Source organism: Variovorax terrae (assembly GCF_022809125.1).
In the GTDB taxonomy this organism is placed as follows: domain Bacteria; phylum Pseudomonadota; class Gammaproteobacteria; order Burkholderiales; family Burkholderiaceae_C; genus Variovorax_A; species Variovorax_A terrae.
This window is the reverse complement of record NZ_JALGBI010000001.1, coordinates 790,206-806,793: the sequence shown is the minus strand read 5'-3', so window position 1 is coordinate 806,793 and position 16,588 is coordinate 790,206. Positions and strand designations below refer to the sequence as shown.

The following is a 16,588-nucleotide window of genomic DNA, read 5'->3' as shown; positions in this document are numbered from 1 at the left end:
ACCCCCAGAGGAGGCGCACCATGAAACCCCTTTCTCCCACCCTGGTGGCCGCGCTGGCCATCGCCCTGCTGGCCGCCGGCTGCGCGGGCTCCGGCATGCAGGCCGGCGGCCCCGCGGCCACCAGCCAGTTGCAGGCGCGCAGCGGCTCCACGGCCGGCGGCACGGTGCGCTTCGTGCAGCATGGCGACCATGTGATGGTGCACGCCGAAGTGACGGGCCTGGCGCCCGGCCAGCAGCACGGCTTCCACATCCATGACAAGGGCGACTGTTCGGCGCCCGATGCCATGAGCGCGGGCGGCCACTACAACCCCGCGAACACCCCGCACGGCCCGCAGAATGCCGCCCACCACGGCGGCGACATGCCCTCGCTGCAGGCCGATGCCTCGGGCAAGGCGGTGGCGGACTTTCACCTGATGGGCGTGACGGTGGCCGACGGCCCCACCAGCATCGTGGGCCGCGCCGTGATCGTGCACAAGGACCCGGACGACTACAAGACGCAGCCCACCGGCAACTCGGGCGCGCGCATCGCCTGCGGGCTGATCGTCAAGTCCTGAGTCCGGCGGCCGCAGCACGCGCGTCCAGCAGCGCCTGGGCGCGCGCCAGATCGGCCACGGTGTCGATGTCGGTCACGCAGCCGATGTCGCCGAGCTCGATGTCTGCTATTGAATTCATAGCAGCGTATGACCGCACGATGTGGACAGCGCCCTGATTTCCCTTCAAACCGAGCAAGGCTTCGCGGCACACGGCCGCAAACCCCACCGGATGGCCGCGCTCGCCGCCATGGTGCGGCACCACCACCGGCTGCCGCGCCAGCGCAGCCGCCACCTGGCGCAGGCTCGCGGCCTGGATCAGCGGCAGGTCGCCGGGCAGCACCAGCCAGCCGGCGGCGCCCTGGGTGGCGCGCACGGCCGCGGCGATCGAGTCGCCCATGCCCGGGTGGCCCGCATCCTCCAGGTGCCAGGGCAGGCCGCTGGCGCGCACGGCGTCCAGCGTGTGCTCGAGCACCGGCCGGCCGGCCAGCAGCGCCCGCAGCTTGTGCACGGTGCCGCCCGAGGCGGCGAAGCGCTCGCCGCGGCCGGACGCAAGGACGATGACGACCGGCGGCGCGGGCATCAGGCCTGTTTGATCGCGTCGGGCGTCAGCGGCAGCCGGCGCAGGCGCTTGCCGGTGGCCGCGAACAGCGCATTGGCCACGGCCGGCGCCACTAGCGCGGTGGCCGGCTCGCCGATGCCACCGGGCTTCTCGGTGCTGGGCACCAGCGTCACGTCGATCTGCGGCGCCTCGTTCATGCGCACCACGACGTAGTTGTGGAAGTTGGTCTGCTGCACGCGGCCCTTGTCCAGCGTGATGTCGCCGTACAGCGCCGCCGACAGGCCGAAGTTGACGCTCGACTGGATCTGCGCGAGCACCGTGTCGGGGTTGACCATGCGCCCGAGGTCGGCCACCACCGTCACCTTGTGCACCTGGATCTGGCCGTCCTTGAGCGAGATCTCGGCCACCTGCGCCATGTAGGTGTCGTAGCCCTCCATCAGTGCGATGCCGCGCGTGCGGCCGGCCGCCGGCGGCGTGGCCCAGCCGGCCTTGTCGGCCGCCATTTTCAGCACATTGGCGAAGCGCGGCTGGTTCTGCAGCAGGGACATGCGATAGGCGTACGGGTCCTGCCCGGCGGCGGCGGCCAGCTCGTCGATGAAGCCTTCGTTGGCGAAGGCGTTGAGCGCATGGCTGACCGAGCGCCAGTAGCCCACGCGCAGGCCGCTGTCGTGCTTGACGATCTCGTGCCGCGTGGCGGGGATCTCGTAGGGCGCGAGCGCGGCCTCGGTCATCAGCGGGTCCTGCACCTCGCCGGGCAGGCCGAACACGCGGCCGGTGACCGACTGCGACACCATGCGGAAGGTCATGGCCGTGGGCTTGCCGTCCGGCCCCACGGCCGCGGCGAGCTGGTGCACCGCCATCGGGCGGTAGAAGTCGTGCGTCATGTCGTCCTCGCGCGACCAGATCAGCTTGACCGGCTTGTTGACGGCCTTGGAGATCTGCGCGGCCTGCACGATGAAGTCGAGGTCGATGCGCCGGCCGAAGCCGCCGCCGAGGAAGGTGGTCCGCAGCGTGATGTCCTCGGGCTTGATGTCCAGCGCCTTGGCCACCGCGCCCTGCGCGCCGTCCTGCCATTGCGTGGGGCCGATCAGCGCGACCTTGCCGTTGTCGTAGTGCGCGGTGAAGTTCATCGGCTCCATGGTGGCGTGCGCCAGCAGCGGCGACACGTACTCGGCCCGCAGCACCTTGGCAGCGTTCTTGATCACCGCATCGGCATCGCCCACGGCCTTGAGCGGCAGCGGCTTGTCGGTGGCGGCGCGGATGCCGGCCAGCATGCTGGCGTTGTCGATGGCCGCGCCCGGGCCTTCGTCCCACTCGACCACCAGCGCCTCGCGCGCCTTCTTGGCGCGCCAGTAGCTGTTGGCCACCACGGCCACGCCATCGGGGATCTGCACCACGTCGATCACGCCGGGCAGGCCCTTGGCCTTGCTTGCGTCATAGCGCTTGACCTTGCCGCCGATCACCGGGCACTGCTCGAGCGAGGCGTAGACCATGCCCGGCAGCTTGACGTCGATGCCGAACTCGGCCGTGCCGTTGGTCTTGGCCGGCGTGTCCAGGCGCCGCGTGGGCTTGCCCACGATGGTGAACTCGCCCGGGTCCTTGAGCTTCACGTCCTTGGGCACGGGCAGCTTCGAGGCCGCTTCGGCCAGCTGGCCGTAAGTGGCCTTCCTGCCGCCGGGGCCGGTGACCATGCCGTTCTGGGCCTTGAGCTGCGAGGCATCGACCTTCCACCTCTCGGCCGCGGCGGCCACCAGCATCTCGCGCACCTGGGCGCCGGCCACGCGCAGCTTCTCCCAGCCGTCGCGCACCGAGGTCGAACCGCCGGTGAGCTGCGGGCCGCCGAGCAGCGCGTTGCCATAGACCTTGGCATTCGGCGGCGCGATCGCCACCTTGATGCGATGGATGTCGACGTTGAGTTCCTCGGCGATCAGCATCGGCATCGAGGTGTAGACGCCCTGCCCCATCTCGGAGCGCGCCGACAGCAGCGTGATGGTGTTGTCGTCGGCGATGTGGACCCAGGCATTGGGCGTGTAGAGCATGCCGGCGGCCTGCGCATCGCCGCCGGGCAGGGACAGCGAAACGCCCAGCAGCAGGCCGGTGCCCGTGGCGGCCGAGGTCTTGAGGAAATCGCGGCGCGAAGTCTGTGCAACGGTGGTCATGGCGGTGCTCCTCAGGCCTTGCGCATCGAGGCGGCCGCATCCTTGATGGCGGCCTTGATGCGCGGATAGGTGCCACAGCGGCAGAGGTTGCCGCTCATGGCGGCGTCGATGTCGGCATCGCTCGGGTTCTTGTTGCCGGCCAGCAGCGCGGCGGCGCTCATGAGCTGGCCCGACTGGCAGTAGCCGCACTGCGGCACGTCGTGCTTGATCCAGGCCACCTGCAGCGGGTGGGTGTTGTTGCGTGACAGGCTTTCGATGGTGGCGACCTTGGCGCCGGCCACGGCCGACAGCGGCGTCTGGCACGAGCGCACGGGCTGCCCGTTCAGGTGCACGGTGCAGGCGCCGCACAGCGCCATGCCGCAGCCGAACTTGGTGCCGGTCAGGCCCAGCTCGTCGCGGACGACCCACAGCAGCGGGGTGTCGGGCTCGGCAGCGGCGGACACCGCCTTGCCATTCAGGGTGAATTTCACGCTCATGTTGTTGTCTCCTTGGGAACGTGGGGCGGGCAGCCGCAGGCGCGGCGCCCTGTTGCAGCCTATGCTCAAGGCCGCAAAAAATCATGGGGTAAACCCTGATTTCACCCTGCTTTTCGCAAATTGATACAACTGCGTCGCCGCCGCGCCCGGCGTTGGACCAGGCGGGCGTTCAGGCCAGCTTGAACGGCAGCTCGCGCGGCGTCTTGCCCGTCAGCCGCGCCACCGCGTTGGCGAATGCCGGCGCCAGCGGCGGCAGGCCGGGCTCGCCCATGCCGGTGGGCGCGTCGGCGCTGGGCACGAGGTGCACCGCCATCGCGGGCATGTCGGTGATGCGCGGCACCACGTAGTCGCCGAAGTTGCTCTGCTCGACCACGCCATCCTTGAGCGTGATGGCCGCGCCGGGCAGGCAGGTGGCCAGGCCCATCAGTGCCGCGCCCTGCACCTGGGCCTCGACGCTGCGCGGGTTGACCGCGAGGTTGCAGTGCACGCCGGCCGTCACGGCATGCAGTTTGGGCACGCCGTCCTGCACCGAGGCCTCGACCACGTAGGCCACCACGGTGTTGAACGACTCGTGCACCGCCACCCCCCAGGCCCGGCCGGCAGCCAGCGTGCGTTTGCCGTAACCGGACTTGTCCACCGCGAGCTGCAGCGCGGCCTTGTGGCGCGGGTGGCCCTCACCGATCAGCCGCAGCCGGTAGGCCACCGGGTCCTGGCCGGTGCTGCGCGCGATCTCGTCGATCAGCGTCTCCATCACATAGGCCGTGTGGGTGGAGCCCACGCTGCGCCACCAGAGCACCGGCACGTTGACCTGAGGATGGTGCACCGAGAGCTTCATCGGGATCTCATACGGCTCCCTCATGCCCTCGACCATCGTGCCGTCGATGCCGTTCTTGACCATGAAGGGCTCGAACGGCGAGCCCTTGAGGATGGACTGGCCCACGATCACATGCTCCCAAGCCAGGATCCGGCCCTGCTCGTCGAAGCCGATCTCGGCGCGGTGCACGTGCATCGGGCGGTAGTAGCCGCCCCGGATGTCGTCCTCGCGGCTCCACAGCGTGCGCACCGGCGCCGCGAGCCCCGCCGAGCGCGCGGCGCGGGCCACGGCGCAGGCCTCGGCCACGTAGTCGCTGCTCGGAATCGCGCGCCGGCCGAAGCCGCCGCCCGCCATCTGGGTGTGGACGCTCACGTTCTGCGGCGCCACGCCGAGCACGCGCGCCGCGGCGGCCGCGTCGAGCCCCGGCATCTGCGTGCCCATCCAGAGATCGGCCTGGGCCGCCGCGCCTTCGCCGCTCAGGCGCACGGTGCAGTTCAGCGGCTCCATCGGCGCATGGGCCAGGTAGGGGAACACGAACTCGGCGCTGATCTTCTTCGGCGCGCCGGCCAGCTTCGCCATGTCGGCGTCGTACTTCACGGCGCCGGTCTTCTGCGCCAGCTCGCGGTAGCTGGCCAGCAGCCGGGCGCTGTCGGCCTTCTCCACCGCCGCCGTGTCCCACTCGACCTTGAGCGCCTCGCGGCCGAGCTTGGCCGGCCAGTAGCCGTCGGCCACCACGGCCACGCCTTCGCCGCCACGGTCCAGCGGCACGCGCAGCACGGCGCGCACGCCCTTCACCGCCTTGGCCGCGGCATCGTCGAGCGACTTGACGCGGCCCGCGAACACCGGCGGGTGCGCCACCACGGCAGTGAGCATGCCGGGCAGGCGCACGTCGATGCCGTAGCCCTGGCCGCCGCTCGATTTGGCGCGCGCGTCCAGCCGCCCGGTGGGCTGGCCGATCAGGCGGAACTGCTTCGGGTCCTTGAGCACCACGCTCTCGGGCACCGGCAGCCGCATCGCCGCGTCGGCCAGCTCGCCGTAGCCGAGCTTCTTGCCGCCGGGGCCCACCACCGCACCGGCCTGGGTGCGCAGCGTGGCGGGCGCCACGTTCCACTGCGCGGCGGCCGCGGCCACCAGCATGGCGCGGGTGCGGGCGCCGAGTTCGCGGTACTGGAGGTAGGAGTTCTTGATCGAGCCCGAGCCGCCCGTGATGTGCAGGCCGGATGCCGGGTCCACATAGGCCGGGTCGGCGTTGCCGTGCACGCTGCGCACCTTGGACCAATCGGCGTCGAGCTCTTCGGCCAGGATCATCGGCAAGCCGGTCTGCACACCCTGGCCGAAATCGAGCCGGTTGATCGTCACCGTCACGGTGCCGTCGCGGTCGATGCGCACGAAGGCGGCGGGCTGCTGCGTGGGCTTGAGGCCCGAGGCCGCGGCGCCGGCTGCGCCGCCCTGCGCCATCGCGGCCAACGGGAAGGCGCCAAGCGCGAAGCCCGAGGCCGTGGCGAGCTTGAGGAAGCTGCGTCGCGGCAGGCCTTCGTTTGCTATCGTTTCAGGAGCACCCAATGACCGCTGCACCAGGACCTTGAGCCCTTTTGGCATGGAATTCATCACAATGGGATCGACATGCATGGCAAATCTCCTTCAGGCCAGCGCATGGGCCGCGTCGTGGATGGCGGCGCGGATGCGCACATAGGTGCCGCAGCGGCAGATGTTGCCGGCCATGGCGGCGTCGATGTCGGCATCGCTCGGCTGGCGGTTGCCCATCAGCAGCGCGGTCGCGCTCATCACCTGGCCGCTCTGGCAGTAGCCGCACTGGGCCACGTCGTGGCGCACCCAGGCGTCCTCCACCGCGCGGCCCACCTTGTCGTCGGCCAGGGCCTCGATGGTGGTGAGCTTCTGGCCGGCCGCGGCGGCCACCGGCGTCACGCAGGAGCGGATCGGCGAGCCGTTCAGGTGCACGGTGCAGGCGCCGCACAGCGCCTGGCCGCAGCCGAACTTGGTGCCGGTCAGGCCCAGCGTGTCGCGCAGCGTCCAGAGGATGGGGGTGGCGGGATCGACGTCGATCGACGTGGCTTTGCCATTGAGGGTGAGGTTCACGGCCATGGAAGAGGCTCCTGGTGGGGCTGGAGGGGCGCAGTGTGCGCCTGCCTTTTTCAAAAGGAAATACCCAAAACCTATCTGAGCTATCAACTTTTGCTTAAGAATCCACGGATGAAACCCGAAATCCTGGCCTCGCTCACCGCCTTCGAGCAGGTGGCCGCGAGCCGCAGCCTGACCCAGGGCGCGCACGCGCTGGGCGTGACGCCGGCCGCGCTGTCGCAAACCATCAAGAAGCTGGAAACGCGGCTCGGCGTGCGCCTGTTCGAGCGCACCACGCGCAGCCTCAACCTCACCGAGGCCGGCCGGGCCTACCTCGAGCGCGTGGCGCCGGCATTGGCCAGCCTCAAGGGCGCGACCGAGGACCTGCAGTCCAGCGCTGGCGTGGAGGGCGGCACGCTGCGCGTGACGCTGGGCTACTCGGCCGGCCGCTTCCTGATCGAGCCGCTGCTGGCCGGCTTCTTCGCCGCGCATCCGCACATCGGGCTGGAGCTGGCCTATGACGACGGCCTGGTCGACATCGTGCGCGAGGGCTTCGACCTCGGCATCCGCATCGGCGAGGCCGTGGAGCGCGACATGATCGCGCTGCGCCTGACGCCCGAGTTCCGCCTGCGCTGCGCCGCCTCGCCGGCCTACCTGCGCGCGCACGGCACGCCGCGGCGCCCGCAGGATCTGGCCCGGCACCGCTGCATCAACTACCGCATGCGCAGCAGCGGCGCGCTCTACAAATGGGAGTTCATGGACGGCGAGGCACTGACCGAGCTGGCGGTGCGCGGCCCGCTGGTGGTCAACCACTGGGAAGCCGGGCTGAACGCGGCGATCGCGGGCGTGGGCCTCATCATCGGCTGGGCCGAGTCGCTGGCGCCGGTGTTCCGTTCGGGCGAGCTGGTGGAGGTGCTGGCCGACTGCAGCGCCGCCTTCCCCGGCTTCTACGCCTACTACCCGCAGCGCGCCCACCTGCCGGTGAAGACCCGCGTGTTCCTCGACTTCCTCACCGCCCGGCTTCCTACAATGGCGCCATGAGCACGAACATCGCCGACCTGCGCAAGAGCTACGAACGGGCCGAACTCAGCGAGGACGCCTCGCACGCCGACCCGCTGCAGCAATTCGACCAGTGGCTCAACGAAGCCATCCGCGCCGAGGTGCCCGAGCCCAACGCCATGACGCTGGCCACCGTGGCCGGCAACCTGCGCCCGAGCACGCGCATCGTGCTGATCAAGGGCTATGACGCGCGCGGCATCGTCTGGTACACCAATTACGACAGCCGCAAGGGCCGCGAACTCGCGGGCAACCCCTTCGCCGCGCTGCAGTTCCACTGGGTCGAACTCGAGCGCGTGGTGCGCATCGAGGGCCGGGTGCAGAAAGTGGACGAGGCCGAGAGCGACGCCTACTTCAAGAGCCGCCCGCTCGACTCGCGCATCGGCGCCTGGGCCAGCCCGCAAAGCCAGGTGATCGCCGGGCGCAGCGTGCTAGTCGCCAATGCGGCGAAGTACGCCGCGCAGTACCTGCTGAACCCGCCGCGCCCGCCGCACTGGGGCGGCCTGCGGCTGGTGCCCGACACCTGGGAGTTCTGGCAGGGCCGCAAGAGCCGGCTGCACGACCGGCTGCGCTACCGCGCCGAAGAGGGCGGCGGCTGGCAGCGCGAGCGGCTGGCGCCCTGAGCCGCCCAGGTGCTCCCGCGCCCGCTCAAGGCGCTGTGATCCAGGCCGCTATGCGGCCCACCACCTCGGCCTCCACCCCGTTGTAGCCATGGTAGGCCCGGGCCTCGCACGGGTCGCCCTGGCTGGTGCCGCCGCTGACCGCGATCAGCTCCTTGCGCGGCGTGCCCGTGAGCTTGTCCATCAGGCGCGGCATCTCGCTGAAGGCGCACAGCGCGCAGCCATCCTGCTGGTGGTGCACCACCAGCACCGGCACGGCCACGCGCTCCAGCGGCATGGCTGGCACGGCGCGGCCGTGCGGGTCGGTCAGGATGGTGGAGGTCAGCACCAGGCCGTCCGGCCCGCCGTCGGCGCGCGGCAGCTGGGTGGCGGCCCAGGCCGCCGACTGGGTGCCGCGGCTGGTGCCCACCAGCCAGACCGGCACGCCGGTCTTCACGCGCAGCCAGGCGATCACGGCTTTGAGGTCGGCTACATGCTCGGGCGTCTGGCGAAAGCCGCTGAGGAAGGGCGCGGTCTGCCGGTCCGAAGGCGCGTCCACCACCGCCACAGCCAGGCCCTGCTGCTCGAACAGCGCGCGCGTGCGCACCAGGAAGTTGCCCTCGCCCCACTTGAAGCTGCCGTTGGGAAAGATCTGCAGCCCGCCATGGCCGCCCGCCAGCAGGATCACCGCGGCGCGCGGCTGGCCCGGCGTGAGGTAGACGAAGCGCTGCGTCACGCCGGGGCGGGTCGGGATGTCGACCACCTGCGGCGCGGTCTGCGCCCGCAGCGGCAGCAGCAGGCCGGACAGCAGCAGGAACAGGCACAGACGCCAGCAGCGCAAGGCAGTTTTCATGGCGCACTCCTTGAAGGATTCCCCCTATTTTGCGGCGGATCACGCCGCCATGCCCAGGGCCTCAGCCCAGCCGCCCCGCCAGCGCCATGACCAGCGACACCGTGGCCAGCGCCAGCACGGTGGACATCGCCACGCCGGCGGTCACCAGGTCTTCGGCCACCGCGTAGCGCTGCGAGAACAGGAACACATTGGCGCCGATCGGCAGCGAGGCGGCCACGATCATCACGGCGAACGGCAGGCCGCCCAGGCCCAGCGCCCAGCCGAGCAGCGCCACCAGCAGCGGGTGCAGCAGATTCTTGGCCGCGGCCAGCGCCAGCGCACCTCGCACATGGGTGCCCACCGCCGTCTGGGCCAGCGTGACCCCGACCAGCACCAGGGCCAGCGGGCCAAACGCCGTGCCCAGGAGCTGCAGCGGCCGGTCCACCGCGGCCGGCAGCACGAGGCCGGTCTGCGCGAACAGCAGCCCCGCGAGGATGGGCAGCGGCACCGGATGGAAGATCGCATTGCGCACGGCCAGCGCCACGGTGGCGGCCATGTGGCGCTGGGCGCGCTGGCCGTCGGCGGCGCTTTCGCGCATCACCGCCAGCTCCAGCACCACCGTGGCCAGGGTCAGCATCACCAGCGAGTGCAGCGAGATCAGCGTGAACAGGGTCACCAGCCCGGCATCGCCGTAGGCGAAGCCGATCAGCGGAATGCCGATCATCACGGTGTTGCTGAAGGTACTGGCCAGCGCCAGCACCGCCGCGGTGCGGCTGAAGCCGCGCAGGACCAGGGTGCCGAAGAAGATCAGCCCGGCCGCCACGAAGTAGGCCGTCACCGGCTTGAAATCGAGCTGCTCCACGTGCACCGTGCTCATGGTGCGGAACAGCAGGGCCGGCGCCAGCACCACGAACACCAGGTTGGACAGGTCCTTGACCGCGGAAGTCCTGATCCATTGGCGCTGGCCTGCTATGAAACCGATAGCAATGAGGAGAACGACGGGCAGCAGGGAGGAGAGGACGGGGTGGTTCACGCGAGGTTCTTTCTGCGGCCGAGGATACCGCGCCGGGCGTGAACCGCGGGCCGCCGCGCAGCCCGCGCGGCGGCAGGGGAAGAGCCCCTAGAAGCTGGCCTGCAGGCCCACCTTCAGGCTGCGCCCCGGCAGCGGCGCGCGCCCCGGCACGGTCTGCGTGAGGATGGAGGTGGCCGAATAGGCGAGCTGGTTGCCGATGTTGTCGAGCCGCGCATACCACAGCAGGTTGGAGACGCCGGCCTTCATGCGGTAGGTCAGGGCCGCGTTCCACAGCGTGTAGCCGTCGGTCGGCAACTGGCCCGTGGGCACGCGGTCCTGGCGCGCCGCATGGTTGAAGCCCAGCCGCGCGCCCCACGGCCCCTGGCCCCAGATCAGCGTGGCGCCGACGCGCTGAGGCGCGATGCGCGGCAGCGGCTGGTTGGTGTCGAGGTTGGTGGCGCGCACCAGGTCGCCACGCAGCTCCAGGTCGAGCGTGGAGGCCCCGTCGAGCAGGCGCTTGGTGCCGCTGGCCTCCAGCCCGGTGAAGCGCGCGCGCACCTGCTGGTAGGCGTACTCGGGCAGCACGCCGGCCGTGCAGCCCGACTGCACCGAGGTGCCGTCGCCGCAGTCGGTGACGCCCACGCCGCCAGCGCCGTTGCCGGCCGTGTCGCGGGTGTTGCCGGTGGACTCCAGCGAGATGTAGTTCTTGAAGTTGTTGACGAAGGCGCTGAGCGCAAAGCTGTCGGCCCCGCTCTTCCACTTGACGCCGGCATCCAGGTTGACCGAACGCTCCTTGTCGAACGCCGGGTTGCCCACTTCGTAGGTGCCGGTGGCGCCGTGCGGGCCGTTGGCAAACAGCTCGTAGTCCTTGGGCGCGCGCTCGGTGTAGGCCAGGTTGGAGGTGGCCTGCCAGCCTCTGCTCAGGTTGACCAGGGCGCCGAGCGCGTAGCTCACGGGCGTGAAATCGCGGCTGCCGACGAAGAAGCGCGCGATGTCGGGGTTGCCCGCGGAGCTCACCGAGACCCGCTCCACCCGCGTGCCGAAGCTCAGGCGGCCCCAGGACAGGCCCAGCTCCTCATAGGCGAACAACGCGGTCTGGCGGGTGCGGCTGTACGGCGCGAAAGCCTCGGCGCCGTCGGCCGAGAAGTTGGTGTTGTCGACCTGCAGGCCGATCATGCCTTCGAGCTGGCCAAACTTCGCCTGGCGCGCCTCGATGCGCAGCTCGTCGCCCTTGTTCTTGAAGGTGGTCTTGGGATCGCCCGCGTCGAACTCGGTGTGCTGGTAGTCGGTGTGGCTGAACTGCCCCTTGACCGACTGGAAGAAGCCCCCCAGGCCGCGCAGCTCGCCTTCCAGCGCATAGCGGTTGGAGCGCATGCGGATCGTGGCCTCGTCCTCGGCCACCGTGCCGTAGTTGTTGCGGTAGGTGCTGACGGACGCGCCCAGGTAGCCCTGGTCGAAGAAGATCGAGCCGCCCAGGGCGCCGCCGCGCGTGTTGCTGGCCGAGTTGCAGATGCGGTTGCCGAAGCTCGTCACGCCGCCCTGGGTGCAGCTCAGCGAGAGCGGCACGCGCACGTCGCTGGTGCTGCGGTCGAACACGTCGGCATGCAGCGCATAGCGGTCGGTGCCGGTCTCGACCAGGAAGCCGCCGCCCTTCTCGCTGTTGCCGGTGGCAAAGCCGAGGTCGGCCTTGCCTGCGACGCCGCCCTTGGCGTCGAACTGCGGCTCGCGCGGGATGCGGTTGTCGATCACGTTGACCGCGCCGCCCACGGCGCTGCCGCCGTACTGCAGCGCGCCCGGGCCGCGCAGCACTTCCACGCGCTCGATGGTCAGCGGATCGGCCGTCACGGCGTGGTCATAGCTCAGGCCGGAGGCGTCCAGCGCGCCGCCGCCGTTGTTCAGGATGCGGATGCGGTCGCCGTCCAGGCCGCGGATCACGGGCCGGCTGGCGTTGGGCCCGAAGTAGGTGCTGCTGACGCCGGGCGTGCCGTCCAGCGTTTCGCCCAAGGTGGTCTGGGAGCGCAGCAGCAGGCCGGTGCCCGAGTACTGGATGGCGGGCGCGATCAGGTCGGCCGTGCCCAGCGGGTTGCCGGTGACGGTGACCTCCTTGAGGCTCGGTGCGGCGGCGGTGTCGGGAGCGGTCTGGGCCAGCGCGGCCGCGCTGCCCAGCGCCAGGGCGGCAGCGCCCACGGCGCCGCGGTGAAAGGTTTTTTTCATGATGGTTCGGTGAATCGGGTGAACACGGCCGCACCCCGGCCCTGGGGCCGGAGGCAGCGCTTCGGGGAGTTCAGCGAACCGAGGGCGGGCCGCGCGCTTCGAGCGGCGCAGCGGTGCGGGCAATGATCTGGCCCGCAGACAGGATGGGAACAAGGGCGAACAGCACCGCCGGCACGACCAGCGCCGGCACGCTGTGCAGCGCATCGGCATGGCCTGCCTGGTCGTACAGGCGGCAGGCGCTGTCGCGGTCGTGGCCGGAGAACAGCCGCTCCAGCCAGGCGCGCCCGGCATCCGCCGGCTGCCCGGCGGGCTGCTTCCACACCGCCACGCCGAGGCCGTTGTGTGGGTGGGCAAGCTGGTGCACGAAGCCCAGCGTCTGGGCCAGCAGCAGGGCCGAGAACACCCACAGCCAGAGCGCGCGGTGCGGCCTGCGGCGAACCGACGCGGGCGCCAGCAGGCGTTCAGCCGTCCTCATGCGCCGCGCCACCGGGTGGAATCCCCCGCCGGCCCCTGGCGCACGCAAGGCGACGGCCCGCGCAGGCCGCCGGCCGCCGGCCGCCGCCACCGGGCGATGGCGGGTGGCGGCGCGTGCGGCGCGCAGGCTCGGGAGGCAGGGCAAGGGGTTCATGCGATGACAGGGTGGCCCGGTAGTTTAGCGACTCAATCTTTCACGAAGGCGGCGAAGGTCTTGCGGAATTTTTCGACCTTGGGGCCGACCACGAAGGCACAGTAGCCCTGGTTGGGGTGATGGGCGAAGTAATCCTGGTGGTAGTCCTCGGCCGGCCAGTAGTTGGTGAGCGGCAGCACCTCGGTCACGATCGGCTGGCCGAACAGCTTGTCCTGGCTCATCTGGCGGATCATGTCGTCGGCCACCTGCTTCTGCTCGGGCGTGGTGGTGTAGATGCCGCTGCGGTACTGCGTGCCGACATCGTTGCCCTGCCGGTTGAGCGTGGTCGGATCGTGGATCACGAAGAAGATCTCGAGGATGTCGCGCAGGCTGATGACGGCCGGGTCGTAGTCGAGCTTGACCACTTCCACATGGCCGGTTGCGCCGCCGCAGACCTGCTCATAGCTGGGCCGCGGGGTGGCGCCGTTGCAGTAGCCGCTTTCCACGTCGGTCACGCCGCGCACGCCCACGTACACGGCCTCGGTGCACCAGAAGCAGCCCCCGCCCAGCACAATGGTTTGCGTCTCGCTCATGTCGGTGTCCTTTCAGTCTTCAATCGGCATGGGGCGACTGTAGCCGCTTCGCGGCGGAGCGCACCGCGTCGAGGAAGGCACCCATGGCGGCATGGTCGCGCGCGGTCTTCCACAGGCAGTAGGTTTCGTAGACGCCGGTGGCCGCGTCCAGCGGCACGAAGGCCGCCCCCGGCAGCGCCGACTGCCGCAGCGCGGCCGGCACCAGCGCCACGCCCAGCCCCTGCGAGACCAGCGACACCACGCTGAGCCAGTGCCGCAGCTCGCTGCGGATCTCGGGCGCGAAGCCGGCTTCGGTGCACAGGGCCAGGATGCGCTCATGGTAGTCGGCCGACACCGCGCGCGACACCACGGCGAACGGCTCGCCCTGCAGCTGATGCAGCGAGAGCGTGCGCCGGCGCGCCAGCGGGTGCCCGGCCGGCAGGCAGGCCACGAAGGGCTGGCGGGCCACCAGGATCTGCGACAGGCCGGGCGGCACCCGCGTGGTGTGCACGAAGCCCAGGTCCAGCCGCTCCTGGGCCAGCTCGATCAGCTGGTCGCTGGAGCTGAGCTCCCTGAGCGTGAGCCGCAGCTTCGGATGCCGGGCCTGGAAGCGCTTGAGCAGCTGCGGCAGGCCGCGGTACAGCATGGTGCCGGCAAAGCCCACCTGCAGGCTGCCGGCCAGCCCCTGCGACACGTCGCGCGCGTGGCGCGCGGCCTGCTGCGCCTGGTCGAGCAGGCCGCGCGCCTGCGGCACGAAGGCCCGGCCCGCGGCCGTGAGCTGCACCGCCTTGCTGCTGCGCGTGAACAGTTGGGCGCCGACCGAGGCTTCGAGCTGCTGGATGTTCAGCGACAGCGGAGGCTGGGTGATCGCCAGCCGCTGGGCGGCGCGGCCGAAGTGCAGCTCCTCGGCCAGCACCAGGAAGTAGCGCAGGTGGCGAAATTCCATGGATACGGAATATGTATTGTTGGATAGATATTCAATATTAGACAACTATCCTTGCCTGTCCAACAATACGGCACGCGCACGCGAAACCCCCATTCCGAGAGACACCGAAAGGACACCACGCATGAAGGCCACATTCAACTGGGAAGACCCGTTCCTGCTGTCGCAGCAGCTCAGCGACGACGAGCGCGCCGTCCAGGAGGCGGCGCACGCCTTCTGCCAGGAAAAGCTGCAGCCCCGGGTGCTGATGGCCGCGCGCCACGAAACGTTCGACCGCGAGATCATGAACGAGTTCGGCGCCATGGGCTTTCTCGGCTCCACGATCCAGGGCCACGGCTGCGCCGGCCTCAACTACGTGAGCTACGGCCTGGTGGCGCGCGAGGTCGAGCGCGTGGACAGCGGCTACCGCAGCGCCATGAGCGTGCAGAGTTCGCTGGTCATGCACCCGATCAACGAGTACGGCAGCGAGGCGCAGCGCCAGAAGTACCTGCCCAAACTGGCCACCGGCGAATGGGTGGGCTGCTTCGGCCTGACCGAGCCCAACCACGGCTCCGACCCGGCCGGCATGGTCACGCGCGCCAAGGCGGTGGACGGCGGCCATCTCCTCAGGGGCGCCAAGATGTGGATCACCAACGCGCCGATTGCCGACGTGTTCGTGGTCTGGGCCAAGCTCGAGGGCGAAGGCGACGGCCAGAGCGCGATCCGCGGCTTCATCCTCGAGAAGGGCATGAAGGGCCTCTCGGCTCCCAAGATCGAGGGCAAGATGAGCCTGCGCGCCAGCATCACCGGCGAGATCGTGATGGACGAGGTGTTCGTGCCCGAAAGCCAGCTGCTGCCCAACGTGGCCGGCCTCAAGGGGCCGTTCGGCTGCCTCAACAAGGCGCGCTACGGCATCGCCTGGGGCGCGCTGGGCGCGGCCGAGGACTGCTGGCACCGCGCGCGCCAGTACACGCTGGACCGCACCCAGTTCGGCCGCCCGCTGGCGCAGAACCAGCTGATCCAGAAGAAGCTGGCCGACATGCAGACCGAGATCGCGCTGGGCCTGCAGGGCTGCCTGCGCGTGGGCCGGCTGATGGACGAGGGCCGGGCCGCGCCCGAGATGGTGTCGCTGATCAAGCGCAACAGCTGCGGCAAGGCGCTGGACGTGGCCCGCATGGCGCGCGACATGCATGGCGGCAACGGCATCCACGACGAATACCACGTGATCCGCCACATGATCAATCTCGAGACGGTCAACACCTACGAGGGCACGCACGACGTGCATGCGCTGATCCTGGGCCGGGCGCAAACCGGTTTGCAGGCGTTTTATTGATGATTCTGGCCCGATGTCCTTGTCGGGTGGTCATTTGATGCTATATTTTTTATAGCACATGGAAACCGCCGAACTCAAGCCCCTGCTCAGCGCCCTGGTGCTGCCGCCGGCCGGGCCGCTGCTCTTGGCCCTGTTCGGCCTGCTGGTGCTGCGCCGGCGGCCTGGCAAGGTGCTGGCCGCGGCCTCGCTGGTCCTGCTCTGGCTGCTGAGCTGTAACGCCGTGGCCATCCTCTTGTCGCAGGGGCTGCTGCCGCAGGTCGCGCCCCTGTCGGCGGCCAGCCTGGCGGCCCGCCCGGTGCAGGCCATCGTGGTGCTCGGCGGCGGCGTGGAGCCCGAGGCGCCCGAGTACGGCGAGGCCCAGCTCGCGGGCGCCAGCGCGGCGCGGCTGCGCTACGGCGTCTGGCTGGCGCGGCAGGCGCAGCGGCCGCTGGCCTTTGCCGGCGGCGTGGGCTGGGGCAATGCCGGCACCGCCGCGCCGTCCGAGGGCGAGGTGGCGCGCCGCACGGCCCTGCAGGACTCTGGCGTCACGCTGCGCTGGGTCGATGAGCAGTCGCGCGACACCGCCGAGAACGCCGCGCACATGAAAGCCCTGCTGCAGCGAGAAGGCATCGAGCGCATCGCCCTGGTGACCCATGCCTGGCACATGCCGCGGGCGCTGCAGGCCTTCGAGCGCGCGGGCTTCCAGGTCACGCCCGCGCCCATGGGCTACATCACGCCGCAGGGCCGCCCGCTGCTCGAATGGCTGCCCTCGGCGCAGGGCCTGTGGTCGTCGCGCCAGGTGCTGCACGAGTGGCTGGGGCTGCAGGTCGCCCGTCTCTGAG

The 16,588-nt window shown here is 70.4% G+C and carries 16 protein-coding genes; 5 read left to right on the top strand and 11 right to left on the bottom strand.

Annotation, left to right across the window (positions count from 1 at the left end):
* Positions 1-20 precede the first annotated feature (20 nt).
* The gene (locus tag MMF98_RS03715) at positions 21-554 is read left to right on the top strand and encodes a superoxide dismutase family protein (protein WP_243304440.1); all 534 of its coding nucleotides are present in this window, start codon (positions 21-23) and stop codon (positions 552-554) included.
* Here MMF98_RS03715 and MMF98_RS03710 read toward each other — a convergent pair.
* The 5 genes from MMF98_RS03710 to MMF98_RS03690 all read right to left on the bottom strand — a co-directional run bounded on the left by MMF98_RS03710 (position 544) and on the right by MMF98_RS03690 (position 6,644).
* Positions 544-1,113, bottom strand: coding sequence for a nucleotidyltransferase family protein (locus tag MMF98_RS03710; protein WP_243304437.1), 570 nt, complete (start codon positions 1,111-1,113; stop codon positions 544-546). The two genes, MMF98_RS03715 and MMF98_RS03710, sit on opposite strands and share 11 nt — an antisense overlap.
* The gene (locus tag MMF98_RS03705) at positions 1,113-3,251 is read right to left on the bottom strand and encodes a xanthine dehydrogenase family protein molybdopterin-binding subunit (RefSeq protein ID WP_243304435.1); all 2,139 of its coding nucleotides are present in this window, start codon (positions 3,249-3,251) and stop codon (positions 1,113-1,115) included. Before MMF98_RS03705 ends, MMF98_RS03710 begins: the two co-directional genes overlap by 1 nt.
* An 11-nt stretch (positions 3,252-3,262) precedes the next feature.
* Positions 3,263-3,727 (bottom strand): (2Fe-2S)-binding protein, encoded by a 465-nt coding sequence (locus MMF98_RS03700; RefSeq protein WP_243304433.1) that lies wholly within the window; start codon positions 3,725-3,727, stop codon positions 3,263-3,265.
* A gap of 169 nt (positions 3,728-3,896) precedes the next feature.
* Positions 3,897-6,170: a xanthine dehydrogenase family protein molybdopterin-binding subunit gene (locus tag MMF98_RS03695; RefSeq protein ID WP_243304432.1), complete on the bottom strand. Its 2,274-nt coding sequence runs from the start codon at positions 6,168-6,170 to the stop codon at positions 3,897-3,899.
* Positions 6,171-6,182: 12 nt separating this feature from the next.
* Entirely contained in the window at positions 6,183-6,644 is a 462-nt protein-coding gene (locus MMF98_RS03690; protein ID WP_243304431.1) for a (2Fe-2S)-binding protein, read from the bottom strand.
* 108 nt (positions 6,645-6,752) lie between these two features.
* Between MMF98_RS03690 and MMF98_RS03685 the strand changes: the two genes are divergently transcribed.
* The gene (locus MMF98_RS03685; protein ID WP_243304429.1) at positions 6,753-7,661 is read left to right on the top strand and encodes a LysR family transcriptional regulator; all 909 of its coding nucleotides are present in this window, start codon (positions 6,753-6,755) and stop codon (positions 7,659-7,661) included.
* Complete coding sequence (gene pdxH, locus MMF98_RS03680; protein WP_243304427.1) at positions 7,658-8,299, top strand: pyridoxamine 5'-phosphate oxidase; 642 nt, start codon at positions 7,658-7,660, stop codon at positions 8,297-8,299. The genes MMF98_RS03685 and pdxH overlap by 4 nt, the downstream gene beginning before the upstream one ends.
* 25 nt (positions 8,300-8,324) lie before the next feature.
* On the opposite strand, the gene MMF98_RS03675 is transcribed toward pdxH, so the two are convergent.
* The 6 genes from MMF98_RS03675 to MMF98_RS03650 form a co-directional block, all read right to left on the bottom strand.
* On the bottom strand, positions 8,325-9,128 hold the full coding sequence (locus MMF98_RS03675) for an alpha/beta hydrolase (RefSeq protein WP_243304425.1): 804 nt from the start codon (positions 9,126-9,128) through the stop codon (positions 8,325-8,327).
* A 61-nt stretch (positions 9,129-9,189) separates the two neighbouring features.
* A complete protein-coding gene (locus MMF98_RS03670) occupies positions 9,190-10,140 on the bottom strand; it encodes an AEC family transporter (RefSeq protein WP_243304423.1) in 951 nt (316 codons plus the stop codon).
* Between the two features lie 87 nt (positions 10,141-10,227).
* On the bottom strand, positions 10,228-12,333 hold the full coding sequence (locus MMF98_RS03665) for a TonB-dependent receptor (protein WP_243304421.1): 2,106 nt from the start codon (positions 12,331-12,333) through the stop codon (positions 10,228-10,230).
* Between the two features lie 70 nt (positions 12,334-12,403).
* On the bottom strand, positions 12,404-12,961 hold the full coding sequence (locus MMF98_RS03660; protein ID WP_243304420.1) for a hypothetical protein: 558 nt from the start codon (positions 12,959-12,961) through the stop codon (positions 12,404-12,406).
* Positions 12,962-12,993: 32 nt separating this feature from the next.
* On the bottom strand, positions 12,994-13,533 hold the full coding sequence (gene msrA / locus MMF98_RS03655) for a peptide-methionine (S)-S-oxide reductase MsrA (protein WP_243304418.1): 540 nt from the start codon (positions 13,531-13,533) through the stop codon (positions 12,994-12,996).
* Between the two features lie 19 nt (positions 13,534-13,552).
* Positions 13,553-14,458 carry a LysR substrate-binding domain-containing protein gene (locus MMF98_RS03650; protein WP_243304415.1) on the bottom strand — a complete coding sequence of 302 codons (906 nt, stop codon included), beginning with the start codon at positions 14,456-14,458 and terminating at the stop codon, positions 13,553-13,555.
* 121 nt (positions 14,459-14,579) lie between these two features.
* On the opposite strand from MMF98_RS03650, the gene MMF98_RS03645 reads away from it, so the two are divergent.
* Positions 14,580-15,767, top strand: coding sequence for an acyl-CoA dehydrogenase (locus MMF98_RS03645; RefSeq protein ID WP_243304413.1), 1,188 nt, complete (start codon positions 14,580-14,582; stop codon positions 15,765-15,767).
* Positions 15,768-15,825: 58 nt separating this feature from the next.
* Positions 15,826-16,587, top strand: a complete 762-nt coding sequence (locus MMF98_RS03640) for a YdcF family protein (RefSeq protein WP_243304412.1) — start codon at positions 15,826-15,828, stop codon at positions 16,585-16,587.
* Position 16,588 lies beyond the last annotated feature (1 nt).

Coding starts and splice junctions, on each gene's coding strand:
- MMF98_RS03715 (WP_243304440.1), top strand. CDS start 21: ATGAAACCCCTTTCTCCCACCCTGGTGGCCGCGCTGGCCATCGCCCTG.
- MMF98_RS03710 (WP_243304437.1), bottom strand. CDS start 1,113: ATGCCCGCGCCGCCGGTCGTCATCGTCCTTGCGTCCGGCCGCGGCGAG.
- MMF98_RS03705 (WP_243304435.1), bottom strand. CDS start 3,251: ATGACCACCGTTGCACAGACTTCGCGCCGCGATTTCCTCAAGACCTCG.
- MMF98_RS03700 (WP_243304433.1), bottom strand. CDS start 3,727: ATGAGCGTGAAATTCACCCTGAATGGCAAGGCGGTGTCCGCCGCTGCC.
- MMF98_RS03695 (WP_243304432.1), bottom strand. CDS start 6,170: ATGCATGTCGATCCCATTGTGATGAATTCCATGCCAAAAGGGCTCAAG.
- MMF98_RS03690 (WP_243304431.1), bottom strand. CDS start 6,644: ATGGCCGTGAACCTCACCCTCAATGGCAAAGCCACGTCGATCGACGTC.
- MMF98_RS03685 (WP_243304429.1), top strand. CDS start 6,753: ATGAAACCCGAAATCCTGGCCTCGCTCACCGCCTTCGAGCAGGTGGCC.
- pdxH (WP_243304427.1), top strand. CDS start 7,658: ATGAGCACGAACATCGCCGACCTGCGCAAGAGCTACGAACGGGCCGAA.
- MMF98_RS03675 (WP_243304425.1), bottom strand. CDS start 9,128: ATGAAAACTGCCTTGCGCTGCTGGCGTCTGTGCCTGTTCCTGCTGCTG.
- MMF98_RS03665 (WP_243304421.1), bottom strand. CDS start 12,333: ATGAAAAAAACCTTTCACCGCGGCGCCGTGGGCGCTGCCGCCCTGGCG.
- MMF98_RS03660 (WP_243304420.1), bottom strand. CDS start 12,961: ATGAACCCCTTGCCCTGCCTCCCGAGCCTGCGCGCCGCACGCGCCGCC.
- msrA (WP_243304418.1), bottom strand. CDS start 13,533: ATGAGCGAGACGCAAACCATTGTGCTGGGCGGGGGCTGCTTCTGGTGC.
- MMF98_RS03650 (WP_243304415.1), bottom strand. CDS start 14,458: ATGGAATTTCGCCACCTGCGCTACTTCCTGGTGCTGGCCGAGGAGCTG.
- MMF98_RS03645 (WP_243304413.1), top strand. CDS start 14,580: ATGAAGGCCACATTCAACTGGGAAGACCCGTTCCTGCTGTCGCAGCAG.
- MMF98_RS03640 (WP_243304412.1), top strand. CDS start 15,826: ATGGAAACCGCCGAACTCAAGCCCCTGCTCAGCGCCCTGGTGCTGCCG.